The sequence below is a fragment of the Streptococcus sp. HMSC034B03 genome (genome assembly GCF_001838575.1).
Taxonomy (GTDB): domain Bacteria; phylum Bacillota; class Bacilli; order Lactobacillales; family Streptococcaceae; genus Streptococcus; species Streptococcus anginosus.
This window is the reverse complement of record NZ_KV837626.1, coordinates 143,169-161,192: the sequence shown is the minus strand read 5'-3', so window position 1 is coordinate 161,192 and position 18,024 is coordinate 143,169. Positions and strand designations below refer to the sequence as shown.

The following is an 18,024-nucleotide window of genomic DNA, read 5'->3' as shown; positions in this document are numbered from 1 at the left end:
TTATTTTAAAATGTTCTTTTCATTATAGCATTTTTCACTATATCTTTCAAGAAAATAAAAGGATAAAACCGGCAGTTCCATTCAAAACTGCCGGTTTATGTTCTTACTCTTTTAAGTGATAAGAATAGCTGGCTACAACGACATTTTCATGCCATCTGAGGAAATATTTCAATTTCAAGCTCATTTGATTATGTAGCATGTTTTGCCAACTATGATTTGGAATGAATTGTGGTACTAGCACTGTTACGGTATAACCTTTCTTCTGCGCACCACGAGCGATTTTTGTCACATACTGTATGGTTGGTCTGATGATATTACGGTAGCTTGTTTCCACATTTACAAATTGAATATCTGGAAAATATTGTTTAAATTCACTAGCTACTTCTTCGTCTTTTTCTTGTGTTTCTTTGGTAGATACGTGCATAGCAATCACTTCATCACCGATACTACGGGCATAATTCATCGCACCAACGCTAACTCGTGTGACATTCCCGACAAGCACCAAAACCAGATTTCCTGCATAGTCTACGCGTTCAATTTCTTCATTCAAACGTAGCTGTTTCGCCACTTTATTGTAATGATTTTTAATACTCAAGAAAATCCATAATAAAACGATGATAATCGGAAAGAATGGCCAAATATCTCGCAAACGAAAAAGTAGCAAAATCGCTACAATGGTGTAACAAATAGCAGCGCCTAAAATATTTGCTACTGAATATTTCAAGAAATGTTTTCCATACTGCTTGCGCCAATGCACGACCATTCCCGTTTGAGAAAGAGCAAAAGGCACAAATACACCAATGGTATAAAGTGGAATGAGCCGTTCAGTATTCCCATTAAAAATTAGCAAAAGAAGAATAGCACCGATAGCTAAAGTCAGAATCCCATTTGAATAACCAAGGCGTGCTCCTTTTTCCATATACATGTGTGGCATATATTTATTTTTTGCCATATTGTAGGACAACATAGGAAAGGCTGAAAAGCCTGTATTAGCTGCTACAGCAAGGATGAGAGCTGTTGATAATTGGAAAATATAAAATAGAAGTCGTCCAACAGGTGAATTTCCCAAAATAGCTTGCGCCATTTGAGCGAGCGTTGTAACGCCTTTTACCGGAACGATGCCAATCCAGTAGTTTAAAAAAGTAATACCAGCAAACATGAAACCTAAAATGGCTGCCATAATTGCCAAGGTTTTCGCTGCATTTTCAGCTTTGGGTGTTTTGAAAAATGGTACAGAATTTGAAATAGCTTCCACACCTGTCAGAGAAGCCGAACCACTCGTAAATGCACGAAGCAGAAGAACCAAACTGACACCTGAAATAGATTTTCCAATCGGAGCTGTTGCATGGTAGGATAAATTCCCCAGTAATAATTGCAATAAACCAAAGCCAATTAAGAAAACAGTACTTGCGATGAACAAATAAACTGGAATCATCAGCGAAACCGCCGATTCCCGCAAACCACGTAAATTCATTAACATTAAAATCAGCACTAAAACAATCGAAATGTGCAAATTGTACGGATGCAAAGCAGGAATTGCTGACGTAATCGCATCCGCTCCAGAAGAAACAGATACCGCTACTGTCAGCATATAATCAACTAGCAAACTACCACCTGAAACTAGACCAGCTTTTGGTGAAAGATTTTCCGTTGTAACCATATAAGCCCCACCGCCTTGTGGGTAAGCATGAATCACCTGACGATATGAAATGGTTAAACTGGCCAGCAAAATCAGCACCACAATACCAATTGGTAACGACCACCAAATTGCGCCAGCAGATACGGATACCAAAACCAAAACAACTTGTTCAGGACCGTAGGCAATCGAAGATAGAGCATCGCTTGACAACATAGCCAGAGCTTGCAGTTTTGTTAATAAGTTCCCTTCTTCTCCCTCATCGCTTGATTTCAAAGGTCGACCAATAAAAATATTCTTCAACTTGGAAAACATCTTTTTCTCCTAAATTTTTCAATATCAGCCATTATAACGCTTTTTTGAAATACTATCAACGTTTTCTGAAAATGACATCATTTTTTAATATAACTGACAATTCCTGCAAAAATATAAGGATTATACATTTAGAATTGTTTCATAGATACCTTTAAAAATCTGTAGAACAGTAGAGAACTATGCCATAATGCTTCGCCTCATGATAAAAGAGGTCAAGGAATTTCCTCAACCTCTGATGTTCTATAAAAGCTATTACGGATGACTAACAATCATTTCAAGGTTTTTCCCCTCGAAAGTCCACTCTTCCACATCGCTTGGTAGGATAAAATGGTCTCCTTTTGCGATTGGATACGTTTCTCCATCTACGGTCAGCACACCTTGCCCTGCTAGCACACTTACTAGCAAATAAGCAGCTGTTTTCTCGATATCCACTTTTCCTGATACTTTCCATTTGTAAACAGCAAAGAAATCACTAGCTACTAAAAGCGTTGACATCAAATCATCTGCTTTCACCGTGACTGGACGGCTATTGGCCGGCGCACCGATATTGAGCACATCAATGGATTTTTCCAAATGCAACTCACGCAGATTGCCTTTAGTATCTTTTCGGTCAAAGTCGTAGACACGATAGGTAGTGTCGCTAGACTGTTGCGTTTCTAAAATCAAAATACCCGATCCAATGGCGTGCATAGTACCGCTTGGGACATAGAAGAAGTCTCCATCCTTGACTGGCACCTTGGTTAAGAGCTTGTCCCATTCTTTCTTTTCAATCTGCTGACGCAATTCTTCTCGTGACTTGGCATTGTGCCCGTAGATAATTTCTGCTCCTTCATCTGCAGAAATCACATACCAGCACTCCGTTTTTCCTAACTCCCCTTCATGCTCCATAGCATAGTGGTCATCTGGATGAACCTGAACACTGAGCCAATCATTGGCATCCAAAATTTTGGTCAAAAGCGGAAAAACAGGCTCGCTGCTGTTACCAAATAACTCTCGGTGTTCTGCATAGAGCTGATCCAAGCCCATACCAGCAAAGCGACCGTTTTTAATCGTTGATACGCCATGCGGGTGAGCCGAAATCGCCCAGTATTCGCCTACTTTATCACTAGGAATTTCATAGCCAAATTCATCTCGCAGCTTCGTTCCGCCCCAAATTTTTTCCTGCATAACAGATTGTAAAAATAATGGTTCTGACATCATTTCCTCCTTTTCATTGTACAAATAATGACTTAAATATTTTTAACATCTAAAAGAGAATACCCTCTCGTGTCAAAGCGATTGCGGCTTTTCGAATACTCAATCGGACGTCCAGTTTCCAGATAAACAACTTGCTCCACCTGCAAAATCGGATCTGTCTCTTGGCAAGCCAAATAGTTTTGGTCATATTCATCTGGCTTTTCAGCTGTGATATGGCGATAACTTCCAGCAAATTTTAAGTTTAATTCATCCCATAAATAAGCATAGATAGACTGAAGTAAAATACTCTCATCCAATCCTGGCACCAAATCACACGGCATATAAGTGTGCTCCAACACATAAGGTTTCTCATCCAGCAGACGCAACCGCACAATTTTATAAACCGGTGCCGTCGTTTCCAACTGCAGACGTTCCGCAATCTCAGCCTGCGGAAATTCAACTGCAAACTGAATAATTTGACTCGTCAATGTTCGGTCATCATTTTTTAAATCTTGACTCAAGCCATTGTAGTTATTCAAACGAAATTTTGAATTTTCTTTATCCCAAAAAGAGGAATTCAACACTCTCGTCCCATTTCCTTGTTTAGAAAAAATCAATCCCTCAATGGTTAGAATCTCAACAGCTTTTTTTATAGTCATTCGGCTGACGCCAAATTCTTTTGATAATTCAGACTGAATAGGCAACATGGAGTCTACTGGGTAGACTCCATTTGCGATTCTATCTCGAAGTATATTTGCTATTTCTTCGTATTTAGGCATATGATAGCTCCTGCAAATCTGTCATTCATCTCATTATAATACAGAATCAGGTTGTTTGTCCAGCATACGAAGGAATGGATACCAGATAAATCCAACAATCACCATATCCACTAACTGAAGGACACCACCTAAAATGGAATTGGTTGCTAGCATTCCGCTAAAGAATACGGGCACCGTCCAAGGAACTGCCACTCCTGTTGGAGCTGGAACAATTCCTACTGCCATCACAATATAGTTAAACGCAGTCACAACAATCGGTGCTAAAACCCATGGAATCAGAATAGTCGCATTCAAAACGATTGGCAAGCCAAAGATAACTGGTTCATTGACATTGAATAGCCCCGCTCCAAGAGCAAGTCGTCCAACGTCCTTATACATTTTCTTTTTCAGAATAAAAGCCATAATGATAACTACAGCTAGCGTCATCCCAGAACCACCTAAACCAACAGTAAATGTTTCCATAAATGATTTGGAAATAATGTGTGGCAAATGCTTGCCAGCCTGATAAGCCTCTAAGTTATCCAACATCAATGTATTCCAAATTGGATCCATGACAGAATTAACAAGAATTTGTCCATGAAGTCCAAAGAACCATAAAAATTGAACAAAGAAGATTGCAACTAAAGTTGCCCAGATACTGCTTCCCAAACCAACCAACGGTGTTTGAATAACCTTATAAATAATATCATGAAGATTGGCATTGAAAAATCCTGTCAAACCAGCATTGACAAACAAGAATATGGAAAGAGTCAATACGGCAGGAATCAAAGCTGCAAACGACTTGGCTACTGCAGGCGGAACGCTGTCTGGCATTTTAATCTGCCAACCTTTTTTCGTTGCCCAGCAGTAGATTTCCGCTGCCAAAAATGCAACCAACATGCCAAGAAACATCCCCTTTGCCCCTAAACGGTCTAAACTCAAGACGCCTGAAATTTTTTCACCTTTTTCTGACATGGTATAAAAAGGTGTCAAGAGAAGAAAACTAGAAAAGGAAACGGCTCCTCCAAAGATTCCCTCTACATCATAAGATTTTGATAAATAATAACCAATACCAAACGTTACAAAAATTGTCATAATTGACATCGTTGCATTTTGTCCACTGCCAAACAGATTAGACAAAGTAGCTTTCGTTGCGTCATTAAAAAATGGCAAATTGTTAAATACTACTACGATTGAGCCAAACATCGTTAATGGAAAGGAGAGCATAAAAGCATCCCGTAAAACAGCCAAATAACGATTGGAAGCGAGTTTGTTTGCCAATGGCAACAACTTATCACCGATTTGATCTAGAAACTTGTTCATCAATCTTCCCTCTTTTTCTTTTTTTGATACTCTAACTATACTATATTTTTTATTAAATGTCTATATTTTTTATATAAAAGATTGATTTTTTTTATAAAAAGTATAGAATTATATTATAGAGAATTTTTTAAAAGGAGAAAATATATGACATTTCTAACATTTCCAAAGGGATTTTTTTGGGGAACTGCTTCCAGCGGTCCGCAAACAGAAGGCCGATTTGAAGGCGATAGAAAGGGAGAGAATATCTGGGACTATTGGTACAGCAAAGAACCTGAAAAATTCTTCAATCACATTGGACCAGATAAAGCTTCCTACAATTATCAGTATTACAAAGAAGATGTGCAATTGATGAAAGCAACAGGGCATAATTCTTTCCGCACTTCTATCCAATGGAGTCGCTTAATTCCTGAAGGCGTTGGTGCTGTTAATCCAAAAGCTGTGGATTTTTACAACTCATTCATCGATGAACTGATTGCAAATGGTATTGAGCCATTTATCAACCTGTATCATTTTGATATGCCAATGGCACTGCAAGAAAAAGGCGGTTGGCTCAATCGGGAAACGGTTGATGCTTATGTAAACTTTGCAAAAACCTGCTTTAACCTATTTGGTGATCGCGTCAAATACTGGTTCACTCATAATGAACCTATTGTCCCTGTCGAAGGTGGTTACCTCTACAATTTCCACTATCCAAATGAAGTCAACATGAAACACGCTGTACAGGTGGCTTTTCACGAAATGCTCGCCAGCAGCTTAGCTGTCAAAGCCTATCACGAAAAGCAAGATGGTAAAATTGGGATTATCCTCAACTTAACCCCAAGCTATCCGCGTGATGAGAATAATCCTGAAGACGTCAAAGCTGCTCAAATTGCAGATGCTTTCTTTAACCGCTCTTTCCTAGATCCTGCTATCAAGGGCGAATACCCAGCTGACTTAATTGCTCTTATCAAGAGATTAGACATGGTGCCAGAACACACAAGTGAGGATTTACAGACCATTAAAGAAAATACCATTGATTTACTTGGTGTCAATTATTACCAGCCACGTCGGGTTAAAGAAAAAGAAAATCCTGCTGACAAAGCCCCACAGAATCCTATGCCAGATGATTTCTTTGACTACTACGATATGCCAAATAAAAAAATGAACCCTTATCGCGGTTGGGAAATCTATGAAAAAGGGATTTACGATATTATGATTAACATTCGTGATAACTACGGTAATATTCCTTGCTATGTCTCAGAAAATGGGATGGGCGTTGAAGGTGAGGAGCGTTATATCAATACCAATGGTCAAATCGAGGACGATTACCGTATTGATTTTATCAAAGATCATCTCCGTTACCTTCATCAAGCGATTAAAGAAGGAGCTAACTGCCTTGGTTATCATCTCTGGACCTGCATGGACAATTGGTCTTGGTGCAATGCCTATAAAAATCGCTATGGTCTCATTGCCGTTGACCTTGATAAGAAAGGCAAACGAACGATTAAAAAATCAGGTTATTTCTTTAAAGAGTTGTCTGACAAAAACGGTTTTGAAGATTAAATATGACAAAACTCCCCAAGGGTTCCGATACCTTGGGGAGTTTGAGTTATCTTAAAAACAAAAAATAAACCTATAACATGTAACTAATTCACACAAACACTATAAGTTTATTCTTAGGAGGTTTATAAATAAATCATTTTTCTTCTAACTTTTTATATAATTCAAGCATCTCTAATGCCACTTCACGTAATGTCATTGTTGTCATCAAATGATCCTGTGCATGAACCATGATGATCTCAATCTTAATCTCAACGCCACTTGCGTAATCTTGCAACAATTTCGTCTGTGCGTGATGTGCTTCAACCAATTCTGTATTCGCGGCTTCCAATTTTTGAGAAGCTTCATCGTAGTGACCAAGTCGCATCGCTGCAAATGCTTCGTGTACTGTTGCACGCGCAGTTCCACTATGAAGAATGATTTCAAATGCTGCTACTTGTAATTCTTCTGTATTCATAACATCCTCTTTATAGATTGTCTGTGACTACTTTAGCCAGAGCTGCGACTCCTGTTGGGATTGGAACATAGGCTTGAGGCGGAATTTGAACAACTGGACGTCCAACTTTTTCACCGAGGTCAGCAAATTGTTTGAAATACATCCTTGTTTGAGGACTAATTAAATAAAGATCAAATGCTGCAGATTCAATCACTTTATTTCCTTCTGTTGCTCCAATTGCTTCAACGGTAATGTCTTGTCCTTGACCTTGAAGGTATTCAGTTGTCTTTTTTGCCATAAGAGAGGAAGACATTCCTGCTGCACAGATAATTAATGCTTTTGCCATAAAAATTCTCCTTAAAATTTTATATATGAGGTAATTTTTATTAACGAATTACCTATCATTGATATTAGTATAACACAGCTTCCGCATAATGTCTAGTCTTTTTTATATAAAGATTATACTTTTGCCAGAAATCTAACAACAAAAAAACTCTTTCCAGTCGAGTTTTGACTAAAAAGAGTTTCTATTGCAATTCAACTTACACATACTCTGCGTCTTCATCGAATTGACTATTGTAAAGATCAGCATAGAAGCCGTTTTGTTCCATCAATTGTTCATGATTGCCTTGTTCAATGATATTGCCATCTCGCATAACCAAAATTAAATCAGCATTACGAATCGTTGACAAACGGTGAGCAATGACAAAGGAAGTCCGTCCTTCCATTAGTTTATCCATCGCTTTTTGAATCAGCTCTTCCGTCCGTGTATCAACAGATGAAGTCGCTTCGTCCAAGATAAGTAATGGAGCATCTTTAAGAAGGGCACGCGCAATGGTCAGCAATTGCTTTTGCCCAACAGAGAGGCTCACAGTATCGTCCAGCACCGTATCATATCCTTTTGGCAAAGTTTTGATGAAGTGATGAACCCCAACAGCTTTGGCAGCTGCCACAACTGCTTCGTCAGAAATATTTTTCTGATTGTAAATCAAATTTTCCTTAATCGTTCCCTCAAATAGCCAAGTGTCTTGAAGAACCATGGAGAAGGCATCGTGTACCTCAGAACGTTTCATTCGCTTTGTATCAACACCGTCAATTGTAATGCGACCCTTATCAATCTCATAAAATTTCATGAGCAAGTTGACAATGGTCGTCTTCCCAGCACCGGTCGGGCCGACAATGGCAATTTTTTGCCCTGCTTTTGCATTGGCAGAAAAATCATGAATAATTGTTCGATCCGGATTGTAGCCAAAGAATACATTATCAAAGGTAACATCACCCTTTAAAATTGTGAGCTGTTGAGACTTGTGCTCATCATTTTCCATTTCCGGCTCTGCTAAAAACTCAAATACACGCCCCATAGCAGCACTAGCTTGTTGAAGAGTAGTAATCCCTTGTGCAATTTGTGACAACGGTTGAGAGAAAATCCGTACATATACCATAAAGGCAACAATCGTTCCCATAGTGACATCGCCATTCAAGGCCATGCTCGCTCCAACCAAAACAACCATAACGTAACCGAAGTTCCCTACAAACATCATAAGCGGCATCATAATCCCTGAAATGAATTGTGATTTCCACATACTGTTGTAAAGGTTAGTATTAAGTGTTTGAAAGGCTACTTTGGATTCGTCTGTGGCATTGTAGCTGACAATGACATTATGCCCAGAGTACATTTCTTCCACATAGCCATTGACGCTGGCAAGATTTTCTTGTTGCGCTCGGAAGAATCGTTGAGATTTTCCCATAATCAAAGCAACAAAGGCAAAGCCAATCAAGACTGAACCAATCGTTACAAAGGACAAGACCACATTATTGTAAAACATCATAAAGAGAACCGCAACGAGAAGCAAACTTGATGAAATCACCGTTCCTAAACTTTGGTTCAAAGATTGTCCGACAGTATCCACGTCATTTGTGACCCGTGAAAGAGTGTCCCCTTGGGAATGGCTGTCAAAATAGCATAGAGGCAATTTATTGATTTTTTCAGCAATAGCTGTCCGCAAGCGCTTGGAAAAATGCTGAATAACAGATGAAATGATAAAAGATTGAACGTAATTTAACAAAGCACCTGCTGCGTACAAAATCGCTAAGAAAAGAGCAATGTTGGAGATTGATTTCAAATCAATCTGACTTCGCATCCCCTCTGTGATAAGGTTGGTAATTTCTTTTAATTTGTCCGGTCCATAAACTGTAATAATACTAGACACTGCCGCTCCCACAAATGCAATGAGCAATGGAAGCTGAAAACCTTTGAGATAAGGTTTCACTTGGCTAAATAAAGACGATTTTTTATTTTCCATTTTCCAATTCCTCCTTCGATAATTGTGAATAAGCAATTTCTTGATAAACTGCGTTCGTTGCCAGCAATTCTTTATGAGTACCCTGACCGACTACTTTTCCTTTATCCAGTACCAAAATCTGATCGGCATCCATAATCGTTGAAATCCGTTGCGCCACAATCAATCTAGTTGTATCCTTCACTTTTTTCGCCAATTCTTCTCGCAAAATACGGTCTGTCTTATAGTCCAGTGCTGAAAATGAATCGTCAAAAATCAGAATTTCAGGTTTCCTAGCAAGTGCACGCGCAATCGCCAGCCGCTGCTTTTGACCACCAGAGAAATTGGTTCCGCTTTGTGCGACCTCTGAGTGCAGACCACCTTCTTTTTCTTCAACAAATGATTTCGCTTGTGCCAAGTCCAACGCAGACCACATTTTTTCATTATCCAATGGACTTTCATTGCTTTGTCCAAAATCTAAATTACTCTTGATATCACCAGAGAAAAGAACAGCTTTTTGTGGAATGTAGCCAATTTTATTATGCAAATCTTCCAACTGATAATCTTTGACGTTTACGCCATCTACTAAAATTTTTCCTTCTGTCACATCATAGAAACGAGGAATTAAACTAATTAGGGTTGATTTCCCAGAACCAGTTGATCCGATGAAAGCTACCGTTTCGCCCGCTTTAGCTGTAAAGCTAACATGTTCAATGACAGCCTCAGAGTTTTTAGTATAGCGGAAAGAAACATTGTCAAATACCACTTCCCCTTTGACATCTTTCGCTATTTTTGGCTCTGTTGGAGACTCAATCGTTGAATATAAATCAAGCACTTCATTGATCCGTCCGGCAGACACCAAGGTACGAGGAAGAACGATAAACAGAGCAGCCATGAGCATGAAGCCCATTACGACCTGCATAGCATAAGACATAAAGACAACCATGTCGCTAAAGATTGGCAAACGTCCTGGTAAAACTGCATCTTGAATCAAGTAAGCACCAATCCAGTATATTGCCAAGGTCAAACCACTCGAAATCCCCATCATAATTGGATTTAAAATAGCCATGAGCCGACTAACAAAGAGATTCAACCGAGTCACTTCAGCATTTGCCCCTGCAAATTTATCATCTTGATAGTCTTCAGCATTGTAAGCTCGAACAACACGAATCCCTGTTAGACTTTCACGCGTAATACTATTTAACTTATCAGTCAACCGTTGAATAACAGATTGCTTTGGAAAGGCCAACGTCATCAAAACTGTCGTCATAATCATATTCACAATAACTGCAACAATAACTGCCCAGAGCCAGTATTCTGATTTCCCAATGATTTTCGTAATCGCCCAAATCGCCATGATTGGCCCACGCGTCACAACTTGCAAGCCCATGGTAATCATGAGCTGAATTTGCGTAAGATCGTTGGTTGTCCGCGTCAAAAGACTCGGAATAGAGAATCGCTTAATCTCAGCGTCTGAATAATCCAGTACACGATTGAAAATATCTGACCGCAAACTCGTTGTAAAGCTAGCCGCCAACCTAGCCGCAATAAAGCCAACTGTCACAGCACTAAGAAAGCTCGCAAAAGACAGCCCAATCATTTTCAAACCTGGATCCCACAAATCAGAAACTACTGTCCCCCTCATCTGTAGGAGTTCCGTAATTTTTGAAATATAAGTTGGAACCTCTAATTCCAAATAAACTGTTAAACAAGTAAACAAGATACTGATGACAATCATCCCTACTTCTTTGACAGTTAAACGTTTAAACAATTTAACCATTCGTTTCTCCTTTTTCTAATTTTTCAATATTCTGGTAAAATTTCCCCATCACTTGAAAAAAAGTAACCAAATCTTCTCCTGAAATATCTGTCAATAGGCAACGATCCATTTCATCAAAAAAATCACGAATTTTATTCATGCGCTCCTTTGATTCCGGCGTTAAACGAATAATCTTAGCGCGTTTATCGGTCTCACTTACTTCCAGATAAATCAAGCCATTCTTCACCATTCGCTTCATTAAATTACTGGCAACGGACTTAGTAATGCCCAACTCCTGCTCAATATCTTTAATAAAGGTCATCTTATCACAGTCTTCGCGGTGATTCACAAAATGCAATACTTGCCCCTGCGGACCCGCCATAAATTCAATTCCTCGCTCTTTGGCAATTTTTTGAATCATTAGATGCGTTTTTCGCCCAAATCGCTTGAATTCCAATAATGGTTTTTCCATTTTGACTTCCTTTCAAATAGTTCTCTAGAGAACCAATTGGTTTCCATGAGAACTATTTTACTATAATTCAAACGAATGTCAAGAAAAAAGTTCCTATGAGAACTATTTTCTTGACCAATCAAAAACCCAGCACTATAAAAGCTGAGTTTTCAGGTCATTAAATCAAAATCCCCTCCAAATGATCCAATTCATGCTGGCAGATTTGTGCAGGAAAATCTTTCAAAGTCAGCGTTTGTTTTTGCCAATGTTGATCCAAATATTCAACTGTAATTTCCTTATAACGAGTTGTCAAGCGACTCCCCACAAGTGACAAACAGGATTCTTCCGCTTGGTAAGGAGATGACTTCCCTTTCAAAATAGGATTGAACATGATAACAGGCACCATACCATACATAAAAATAATGAGCTGCTTCTGCACTCCAATCATATTGGCTGCCATTCCGACACACTTATCTTGGTTCGCTCTTAAGGTATCAAACAAATCCTGCCCAATTCCGACATCCTCTTTACTTGCTGGTTGTGCTTTCTGTTGCAAAAATAACATATCTTTTACAATTGGTTTAATCATTTTCTTCCTTATATCAAAAAAGAGCAAGCTTATTCAATATTCACTCACTTGCTCTCAATTACTCAATTATCCTTTGGCTTTTTCGCTGACTTTTTTAGCTAAGACAAAGTTTCCAAGTGTTGCTGACCCATTTCCTGCAACTGCTGGCGTCACAATGTAATCACGCACATCTGGAACAGGCAAATAACCATTCAACAAAACTGTGAACTTTTCACGAACACGATCCAACATGTGCTGTTGCGCCATAACACCTCCACCAAAGACAATTACATCAGGGCGGAATGTCACCGTTGCTTGAATTGCTGCTTGCGCAATGTAGTAGGCTTGAATATCCCAAACAGAACTGTTTAGTTCAATATTTTCACCTCGAATGCCTGTCCGAGCCTCTAAACTAGGTCCAGCAGCCAGCCCTTCTAAACAGCCATTATGGAAAGGACACACCCCATTAAATTCTTTTTCTACATCCATTGGGTGTTTTGCAACGTAGTAATGCCCCATTTCTGGATGACCCGTTCCACCAACAAATTCACCACGTTGAATGGCGCCAGCACCGATTCCCGTTCCAATAGTATAATAGACCAAATTTTCAATTCGTCCGCCTGCATTATTTCGCGCCACCACTTCACCATAAGCAGAGCTATTGACATCTGTCGTAAAGTAAATCGGCACATTTAAAGCACGCCGCAAAGCTCCCACAATATCAACATTTGCCCAATGTGGTTTAGGTGTCGTCGTGATAAAACCATAGGTTTTTGAATTAGGGTCAATATCAATCGGTCCAAAAGAACCAACTGCAAGACCGGCTAAATTCTCAAAACGAGAGAAAAATGCAATCGTCTTATCCAACGTTTCAATCGGTGTGGTCGTTGGAAATTGTGTTTTCTCAACCACTTCAAATTTTTCATTCCCAACTGCACACACAAATTTTGTACCACCAGCTTCTAGGCTTCCATACAATTTTGTCATTTCAAAACCTCTTTTTATTTTGTTTTCTTCTCTTCTTTATTCATTATAGCATATATTCGTATGACTTCTGAGTAAAAATCTTACTTTCTCTTCTCTTTTTCAAAGAAAAGGGAGTGGGAAAGAACTGGAAAGAGTTCATTTCCCACCCCGCACAGTTGATTGACAACTTTGAGACGTGAAGCGAGCAAAGAAAACAATCAACCGCTGTGTTAATGTGTTTTGTTAACCAAAAGTGAAGAAGCTGAACCCTTTTGCTCAGCCTCTTATCACATTATACGGTTAGGCTTTTAGCTCAATCACAGCATCGCCTTTCGCTACTGTACCCTCTGCAACAGGAGTAACAGAAGCATAATCAGCTGTGTTGGTAACAATCACCATAGTTGTGTCATCAAGACCAGCGGCTGCAATTTTCGCAGCGTCAAATGTACCAAGAACATCGCCAGCTTTCACCTTATCACCTTGAGCAACTTTTTGATCAAATCCGTCACCGTTCATAGAAACTGTGTCAATACCTACGTGAATCAAGATTTCAGCACCTTTTGCCGTTTTCAAACCGTAAGCGTGACCAGTTGCAAATGCGATTGTCACTTCTGCATCCGCAGGAGCATACACAACACCTTCACTAGGTTTCACTGCGATTCCTTGTCCCATAGCACCACTTGAGAACACTGGGTCATTGACATCTTTCAAGTCAAACATTTGACCAACGATTGGAGAAACGATTGTTTCATCAGAAAGGACTGGCGCAGCTGCTTCATTAGCTTCTACTACTTCTTTTGCTTCAGTCACTTCTTCTTCAGCATCTTTGTAACCAAATGCGTAAGTCAAACCAAATCCAAGACCAGTAGTTACAAGTACCATAAAGATATATTGAAGAACTTGACCATTCAGATAGAGAAGCGTACCTGGGATAATAGTAATACCAAATCCAGTACCAGCAAGTCCAAGAATAGAAGCTAACCAACCACCAGCAGCACCGGCAACAAGACCAAGTACAAATGGTTTACCATAACGTAAGTTCACCCCGAAAATAGCTGGTTCAGTAATTCCAAGACCTGCAGAGAGAGCAGCCGGGAATGCAAGAGCTTTTAGTTTTTTAGATTTTGTTTTTACACCAACTGCAAGAGTTGCACCCGCTTGGGCAGTCATAGCAGCTGTGATGATCGCATTAAAGGCATCTTTTCCTTCATTTGCAATCAATTGTGCTTCTAGTAAGTTGAAGATATGGTGAACACCAGTTACCACGATAAGCTGATGCACACCACCAAGGATGAGACCAGCTAAGCCAAACGGTAAGGCAAGAATAGCTTTTGTCGCAGCAAGAATGACATTTTCAAGTGAGTGGAAGATTGGACCAATGACAAAGAGTCCAAGAACTGACATCACAAGGAAGGTCAAGAATGGCACAACAAGCAAATCAAGCACATCTGGAATTTTCTTATGCAACCATTTTTCAAGTTTCGCACCAAGTAGTCCAATGAAGAAGGCTGGCAATACTGAGTTTTGATAACCAACTACTGGAATGAAACCAAAGAACATGATTGGCTTTGCAGCACCAGAAGCTACATCCCAAGCATTTGGAAGAGCGGTATTTACCAACATCAAACCAAGTACAATACCGATCACTGGATTCCCACCGAATACACGGAAAGCTGACCAAGAAATCAAAGCTGGGAAGAAGGCAAATGCTGTATCTGTCAACACAACTGTGTAAGTATAGAAGTCTGACGCAGCAAAGGCTTTTGAAGTTGTTCCAAATAACCCAAGAATCGTATCATTATTAATCGCACCACGAATCCCCATGAAGAGACCTGTTGCTACGATTGCTGGCAGGATTGGCACAAATACGTCACCAAATGTACGAACGGCACGTTGGAACCAATTTCCCTTTTTAGCTGCTTCTGCTTTTTGCTCACCAGTTGAAGATGTAGGCAAACCAAGCGCTACCACTTCATCATAGATTTTATTCACTGTACCAGTACCAAAGATAATTTGGTATTGGCCTGAGTTAAAGAAAGCTCCCTGAACCTTTTCAAGATTCTCAACTCTGTCTTTATCAATCTTAGCTTCATCTTTGACCATGACACGCAGACGGGTCGCACAGTGAGCAACACTACTTACATTGTCACGTCCGCCAATGGCCTCAATGACTGCTTTTGCAATGTCCTTATTTTCCATTTGCATCTCCTTATTGAAAATAATTAGCTTTTATGAAAGCGATTTAATCGCTCCTACGACTATTATTTTAACATGATTTCAAAATATGTCAAGCGTTTTGCAGAAATTTTATTTTTTTCTATTAAAAAGTTGATTTTTTAAGAGAAAACGTTTACTATATAAGTAAGAAAACTATCTAGGAGGACAAAAGATTGGCTTGGACTACTAAACAACGTTACAAACGCTATGAACAATGGACTGAAAACGAAATCCAACAGATAAAAAATAAAATCGCTACATCACCTTGGCGTGCTACCTACCACGTAGAGCCTGATACGGGACTGCTGAATGACCCAAATGGTTTTTCCTATTTTGACGGAAAATGGATTGTCTTCTATCAAAATTTTCCGTTTGGTGCAACTCATGGGCTCAAGTCTTGGGTACAACTGGAAAGTGATGACCTCGTACACTTCACAGAAACCGGTGTTCGTATTCTGCCAGACACCCCATTAGACAGTCACGGTGCTTACTCTGGATCGGCCATGCAGTTTGATGACAAACTTTTCCTATTCTATACTGGAAATGTCCGTGATGAGAATTGGGTTCGTCACCCTTACCAAATCGGTGCTTTGCTGGACAAAGACGGACATATTCAAAAACTAAACAAAGTCTTGATTGAACAACCTAAGGATACTACAGATCATTTTCGTGATCCTCAGATTTTTAACTACCACGGACAATTTTACGCCATTGTTGGGGAACAAAAACTTGACAAAAAAGGCTATATCAAGCTTTATAAAGCGATTGACCACGATTATACAAACTGGGTAGAAGTCGGTAATTTAGACTTTGAAAATGACAACACCGCCTACATGATGGAATGTCCAAATCTTGTCTTTATTGATGATAAGCCAATTTTGCTCTACTGTCCTCAAGGTTTATCAAAAGAAGTCACTCCTTATGACAATATTTATCCAAATATGTATAAAATAGGTCAATCGTTTGACACAAAGAAAGCAACAATTGTTGAACCTAGTCCTCTGCAAAATTTAGATTATGGATTTGAATGCTACGCCACTCAAGCTTTCAATGCTCCTGACGGACGTGCCTTAGCTGTCAGCTGGCTAGGATTACCAGATAGTGCCTATCCATCCGACCGTTTCGACCACCAAGGAACATTCTCTTTGGTCAAAGAATTAACCCTAAAAGACGGTAAACTCTATCAATACCCTGTCCCAGCTATCACATCCTTGCGCACAGATAATAGCCAAACATTTGCTAATCAAGCGCAGACAACGAACTGCTATGAATTAGAACTAGAATTTACAGCTGATTCACAAGCTGAAATCGTCCTCTTTGCAGATCAAGAGCATAAGGGGTTACGCATTTGCTTTGACATCAAAAATGGTCAAGTAACAGTTGACCGTAGTCAAGCCGGTGAGCAATACGCTCTTGAATTTGGTACTGTTCGTAGTTGTACGATTGAAAACCAAGCTACAACTGCTACTATCTTCATTGATAAGTCAGTTTTTGAAATTTTTATTAACAAAGGAGAAAAAGTATTTTCAGGTCGCGTTTTCCCTCATGAAAACCAAAACGGTATTTTTATCAGCGAGGGAAATCCAACTGGAACTTACTATGAATTAGATTATGGTCGCGAAGTTAACTGATGTTGCAAAAATTGCTGGAGTCAGCCCAACCACTGTATCCCGTGTAATTAACAAAAAAGGCTACCTCTCAGAAAAAACGATTACAAAAGTCAATGAGGCCATGCGCGAGTTGGGATACAAGCCCAATAATCTCGCTCGTAGCTTACAAGGAAAATCCGCTAAACTGATTGGATTGATTTTCCCAAATATCAGTCACATCTTTTATGCCGAACTCATTGACAAATTAGAACATGAGTTATTCAAAAGAGGCTACAAGACAATCATCTGCAATAGCGAGCACAATTCAAGTAAGGAAAAAGAGTATCTGGAGATGCTAGAAGCCAATCAAGTGGATGGCATTATCTCAGGCAGTCACAACTTAGGCATCTCTGATTATGACCGTGTAACAGCTCCCATTATCTCTTTTGACCGCAACTTATCCCCTTCCATTCCTGTTGTATCTTCGGACAACTATGCTGGTGGTGTCTTGGCTGCAGAAACCTTGGTCAAATCCGGTGCCCAAAATATCATTATGATTACCGGAAATGATAATTCAAACTCCCCGACAGGTCTCCGCCATGCAGGTTTTGCTTCCATTCTACCTGATGCACCAATTATCAATGTATCAAGTGACTTCTCTCCTATTCGCAAAGAAATGGAAATCAAAAATATTTTAAAACATAGAAAACCTGATGCCATTTTTGCTTCAGATGATCTGACAGCCATTTTAATCATGAAAGTCGCTCAAGAATTGGAAATCAAAATTCCAGAGGATCTAAAAGTCATCGGTTACGACGGAACTTATTTTGTAGAAAGCTACTATCCCCAACTAGCCACTATACAGCAACCATTGAAAGATATAGCTTGTTTACTGGTAGATTTGTTGCTTCGAAAAATTGCTGGTGAAGAAGTTGTGACAACCGGCTACTTTCTTCCCGTCCACCTCTCTTCAGGCAAGAGTATTTAATACTGTGAGATAGTTAAACCCCCA

General features: G+C 39.5%; 15 protein-coding genes. 3 read left to right on the top strand and 12 right to left on the bottom strand.

The features are described from left to right. Nucleotides 1-103: 103 nt before the first annotated feature. The 4 genes from HMPREF2634_RS02825 to celB all read right to left on the bottom strand — a co-directional run bounded on the left by HMPREF2634_RS02825 (nucleotide 104) and on the right by celB (nucleotide 5,208). Complete coding sequence (locus HMPREF2634_RS02825; protein WP_021002014.1) at nucleotides 104-1,951, bottom strand: APC family permease; 1,848 nt, start codon at nucleotides 1,949-1,951, stop codon at nucleotides 104-106. A 252-nt stretch (nucleotides 1,952-2,203) separates the two neighbouring features. After that, the gene (gene manA / locus HMPREF2634_RS02820; protein ID WP_021002015.1) at nucleotides 2,204-3,148 is read right to left on the bottom strand and encodes a mannose-6-phosphate isomerase, class I; all 945 of its coding nucleotides are present in this window, start codon (nucleotides 3,146-3,148) and stop codon (nucleotides 2,204-2,206) included. Between the two features lie 32 nt (nucleotides 3,149-3,180). After that, nucleotides 3,181-3,906 (bottom strand): GntR family transcriptional regulator, encoded by a 726-nt coding sequence (locus HMPREF2634_RS02815; RefSeq protein ID WP_021002016.1) that lies wholly within the window; start codon nucleotides 3,904-3,906, stop codon nucleotides 3,181-3,183. Nucleotides 3,907-3,939: 33 nt separating this feature from the next. Further along, nucleotides 3,940-5,208 (bottom strand): PTS cellobiose transporter subunit IIC, encoded by a 1,269-nt coding sequence (gene celB / locus HMPREF2634_RS02810; RefSeq protein ID WP_021002017.1) that lies wholly within the window; start codon nucleotides 5,206-5,208, stop codon nucleotides 3,940-3,942. 144 nt (nucleotides 5,209-5,352) lie between these two features. Here celB and HMPREF2634_RS02805 point away from each other — a divergent pair, with 144 nt between their 5' ends. Next, complete coding sequence (locus tag HMPREF2634_RS02805; RefSeq protein ID WP_021002018.1) at nucleotides 5,353-6,750, top strand: glycoside hydrolase family 1 protein; 1,398 nt, start codon at nucleotides 5,353-5,355, stop codon at nucleotides 6,748-6,750. A gap of 133 nt (nucleotides 6,751-6,883) precedes the next feature. On the opposite strand, the gene HMPREF2634_RS02800 is transcribed toward HMPREF2634_RS02805, so the two are convergent. From HMPREF2634_RS02800 to HMPREF2634_RS02765, 8 genes are all read right to left on the bottom strand, one after another. After that, nucleotides 6,884-7,204, bottom strand: coding sequence for a PTS cellobiose transporter subunit IIA (locus HMPREF2634_RS02800; protein ID WP_021002019.1), 321 nt, complete (start codon nucleotides 7,202-7,204; stop codon nucleotides 6,884-6,886). A gap of 10 nt (nucleotides 7,205-7,214) precedes the next feature. Then, nucleotides 7,215-7,529 carry a PTS cellobiose transporter subunit IIB gene (locus HMPREF2634_RS02795; protein ID WP_021002020.1) on the bottom strand — a complete coding sequence of 105 codons (315 nt, stop codon included), beginning with the start codon at nucleotides 7,527-7,529 and terminating at the stop codon, nucleotides 7,215-7,217. 196 nt (nucleotides 7,530-7,725) lie between these two features. Then, complete coding sequence (locus HMPREF2634_RS02790) at nucleotides 7,726-9,486, bottom strand: ABC transporter ATP-binding protein (RefSeq protein ID WP_021002021.1); 1,761 nt, start codon at nucleotides 9,484-9,486, stop codon at nucleotides 7,726-7,728. Beyond that, the gene (locus HMPREF2634_RS02785) at nucleotides 9,476-11,242 is read right to left on the bottom strand and encodes an ABC transporter ATP-binding protein (RefSeq protein WP_021002022.1); all 1,767 of its coding nucleotides are present in this window, start codon (nucleotides 11,240-11,242) and stop codon (nucleotides 9,476-9,478) included. The genes HMPREF2634_RS02790 and HMPREF2634_RS02785 overlap by 11 nt, the downstream gene beginning before the upstream one ends. Further along, nucleotides 11,235-11,693, bottom strand: a complete 459-nt coding sequence (locus HMPREF2634_RS02780; RefSeq protein WP_070836267.1) for a MarR family winged helix-turn-helix transcriptional regulator — start codon at nucleotides 11,691-11,693, stop codon at nucleotides 11,235-11,237. The genes HMPREF2634_RS02785 and HMPREF2634_RS02780 overlap by 8 nt, the downstream gene beginning before the upstream one ends. Before the next feature lie 157 nt (nucleotides 11,694-11,850). After that, nucleotides 11,851-12,261, bottom strand: a complete 411-nt coding sequence (locus tag HMPREF2634_RS02775; protein WP_021002023.1) for a peptide deformylase — start codon at nucleotides 12,259-12,261, stop codon at nucleotides 11,851-11,853. A 66-nt stretch (nucleotides 12,262-12,327) separates the two neighbouring features. After that, complete coding sequence (gene scrK / locus HMPREF2634_RS02770; RefSeq protein WP_070836265.1) at nucleotides 12,328-13,227, bottom strand: fructokinase ScrK; 900 nt, start codon at nucleotides 13,225-13,227, stop codon at nucleotides 12,328-12,330. A 279-nt stretch (nucleotides 13,228-13,506) separates the two neighbouring features. Continuing rightward, the gene (locus tag HMPREF2634_RS02765) at nucleotides 13,507-15,405 is read right to left on the bottom strand and encodes a sucrose-specific PTS transporter subunit IIBC (RefSeq protein ID WP_021002025.1); all 1,899 of its coding nucleotides are present in this window, start codon (nucleotides 15,403-15,405) and stop codon (nucleotides 13,507-13,509) included. Nucleotides 15,406-15,596: 191 nt separating this feature from the next. On the opposite strand from HMPREF2634_RS02765, the gene HMPREF2634_RS02760 reads away from it, so the two are divergent. After that, on the top strand, nucleotides 15,597-17,054 hold the full coding sequence (locus HMPREF2634_RS02760; RefSeq protein WP_070836263.1) for a sucrose-6-phosphate hydrolase: 1,458 nt from the start codon (nucleotides 15,597-15,599) through the stop codon (nucleotides 17,052-17,054). Next, nucleotides 17,035-18,000, top strand: a complete 966-nt coding sequence (locus tag HMPREF2634_RS02755; RefSeq protein ID WP_003026172.1) for a LacI family DNA-binding transcriptional regulator — start codon at nucleotides 17,035-17,037, stop codon at nucleotides 17,998-18,000. Before HMPREF2634_RS02760 ends, HMPREF2634_RS02755 begins: the two co-directional genes overlap by 20 nt. Nucleotides 18,001-18,024 lie beyond the last annotated feature (24 nt).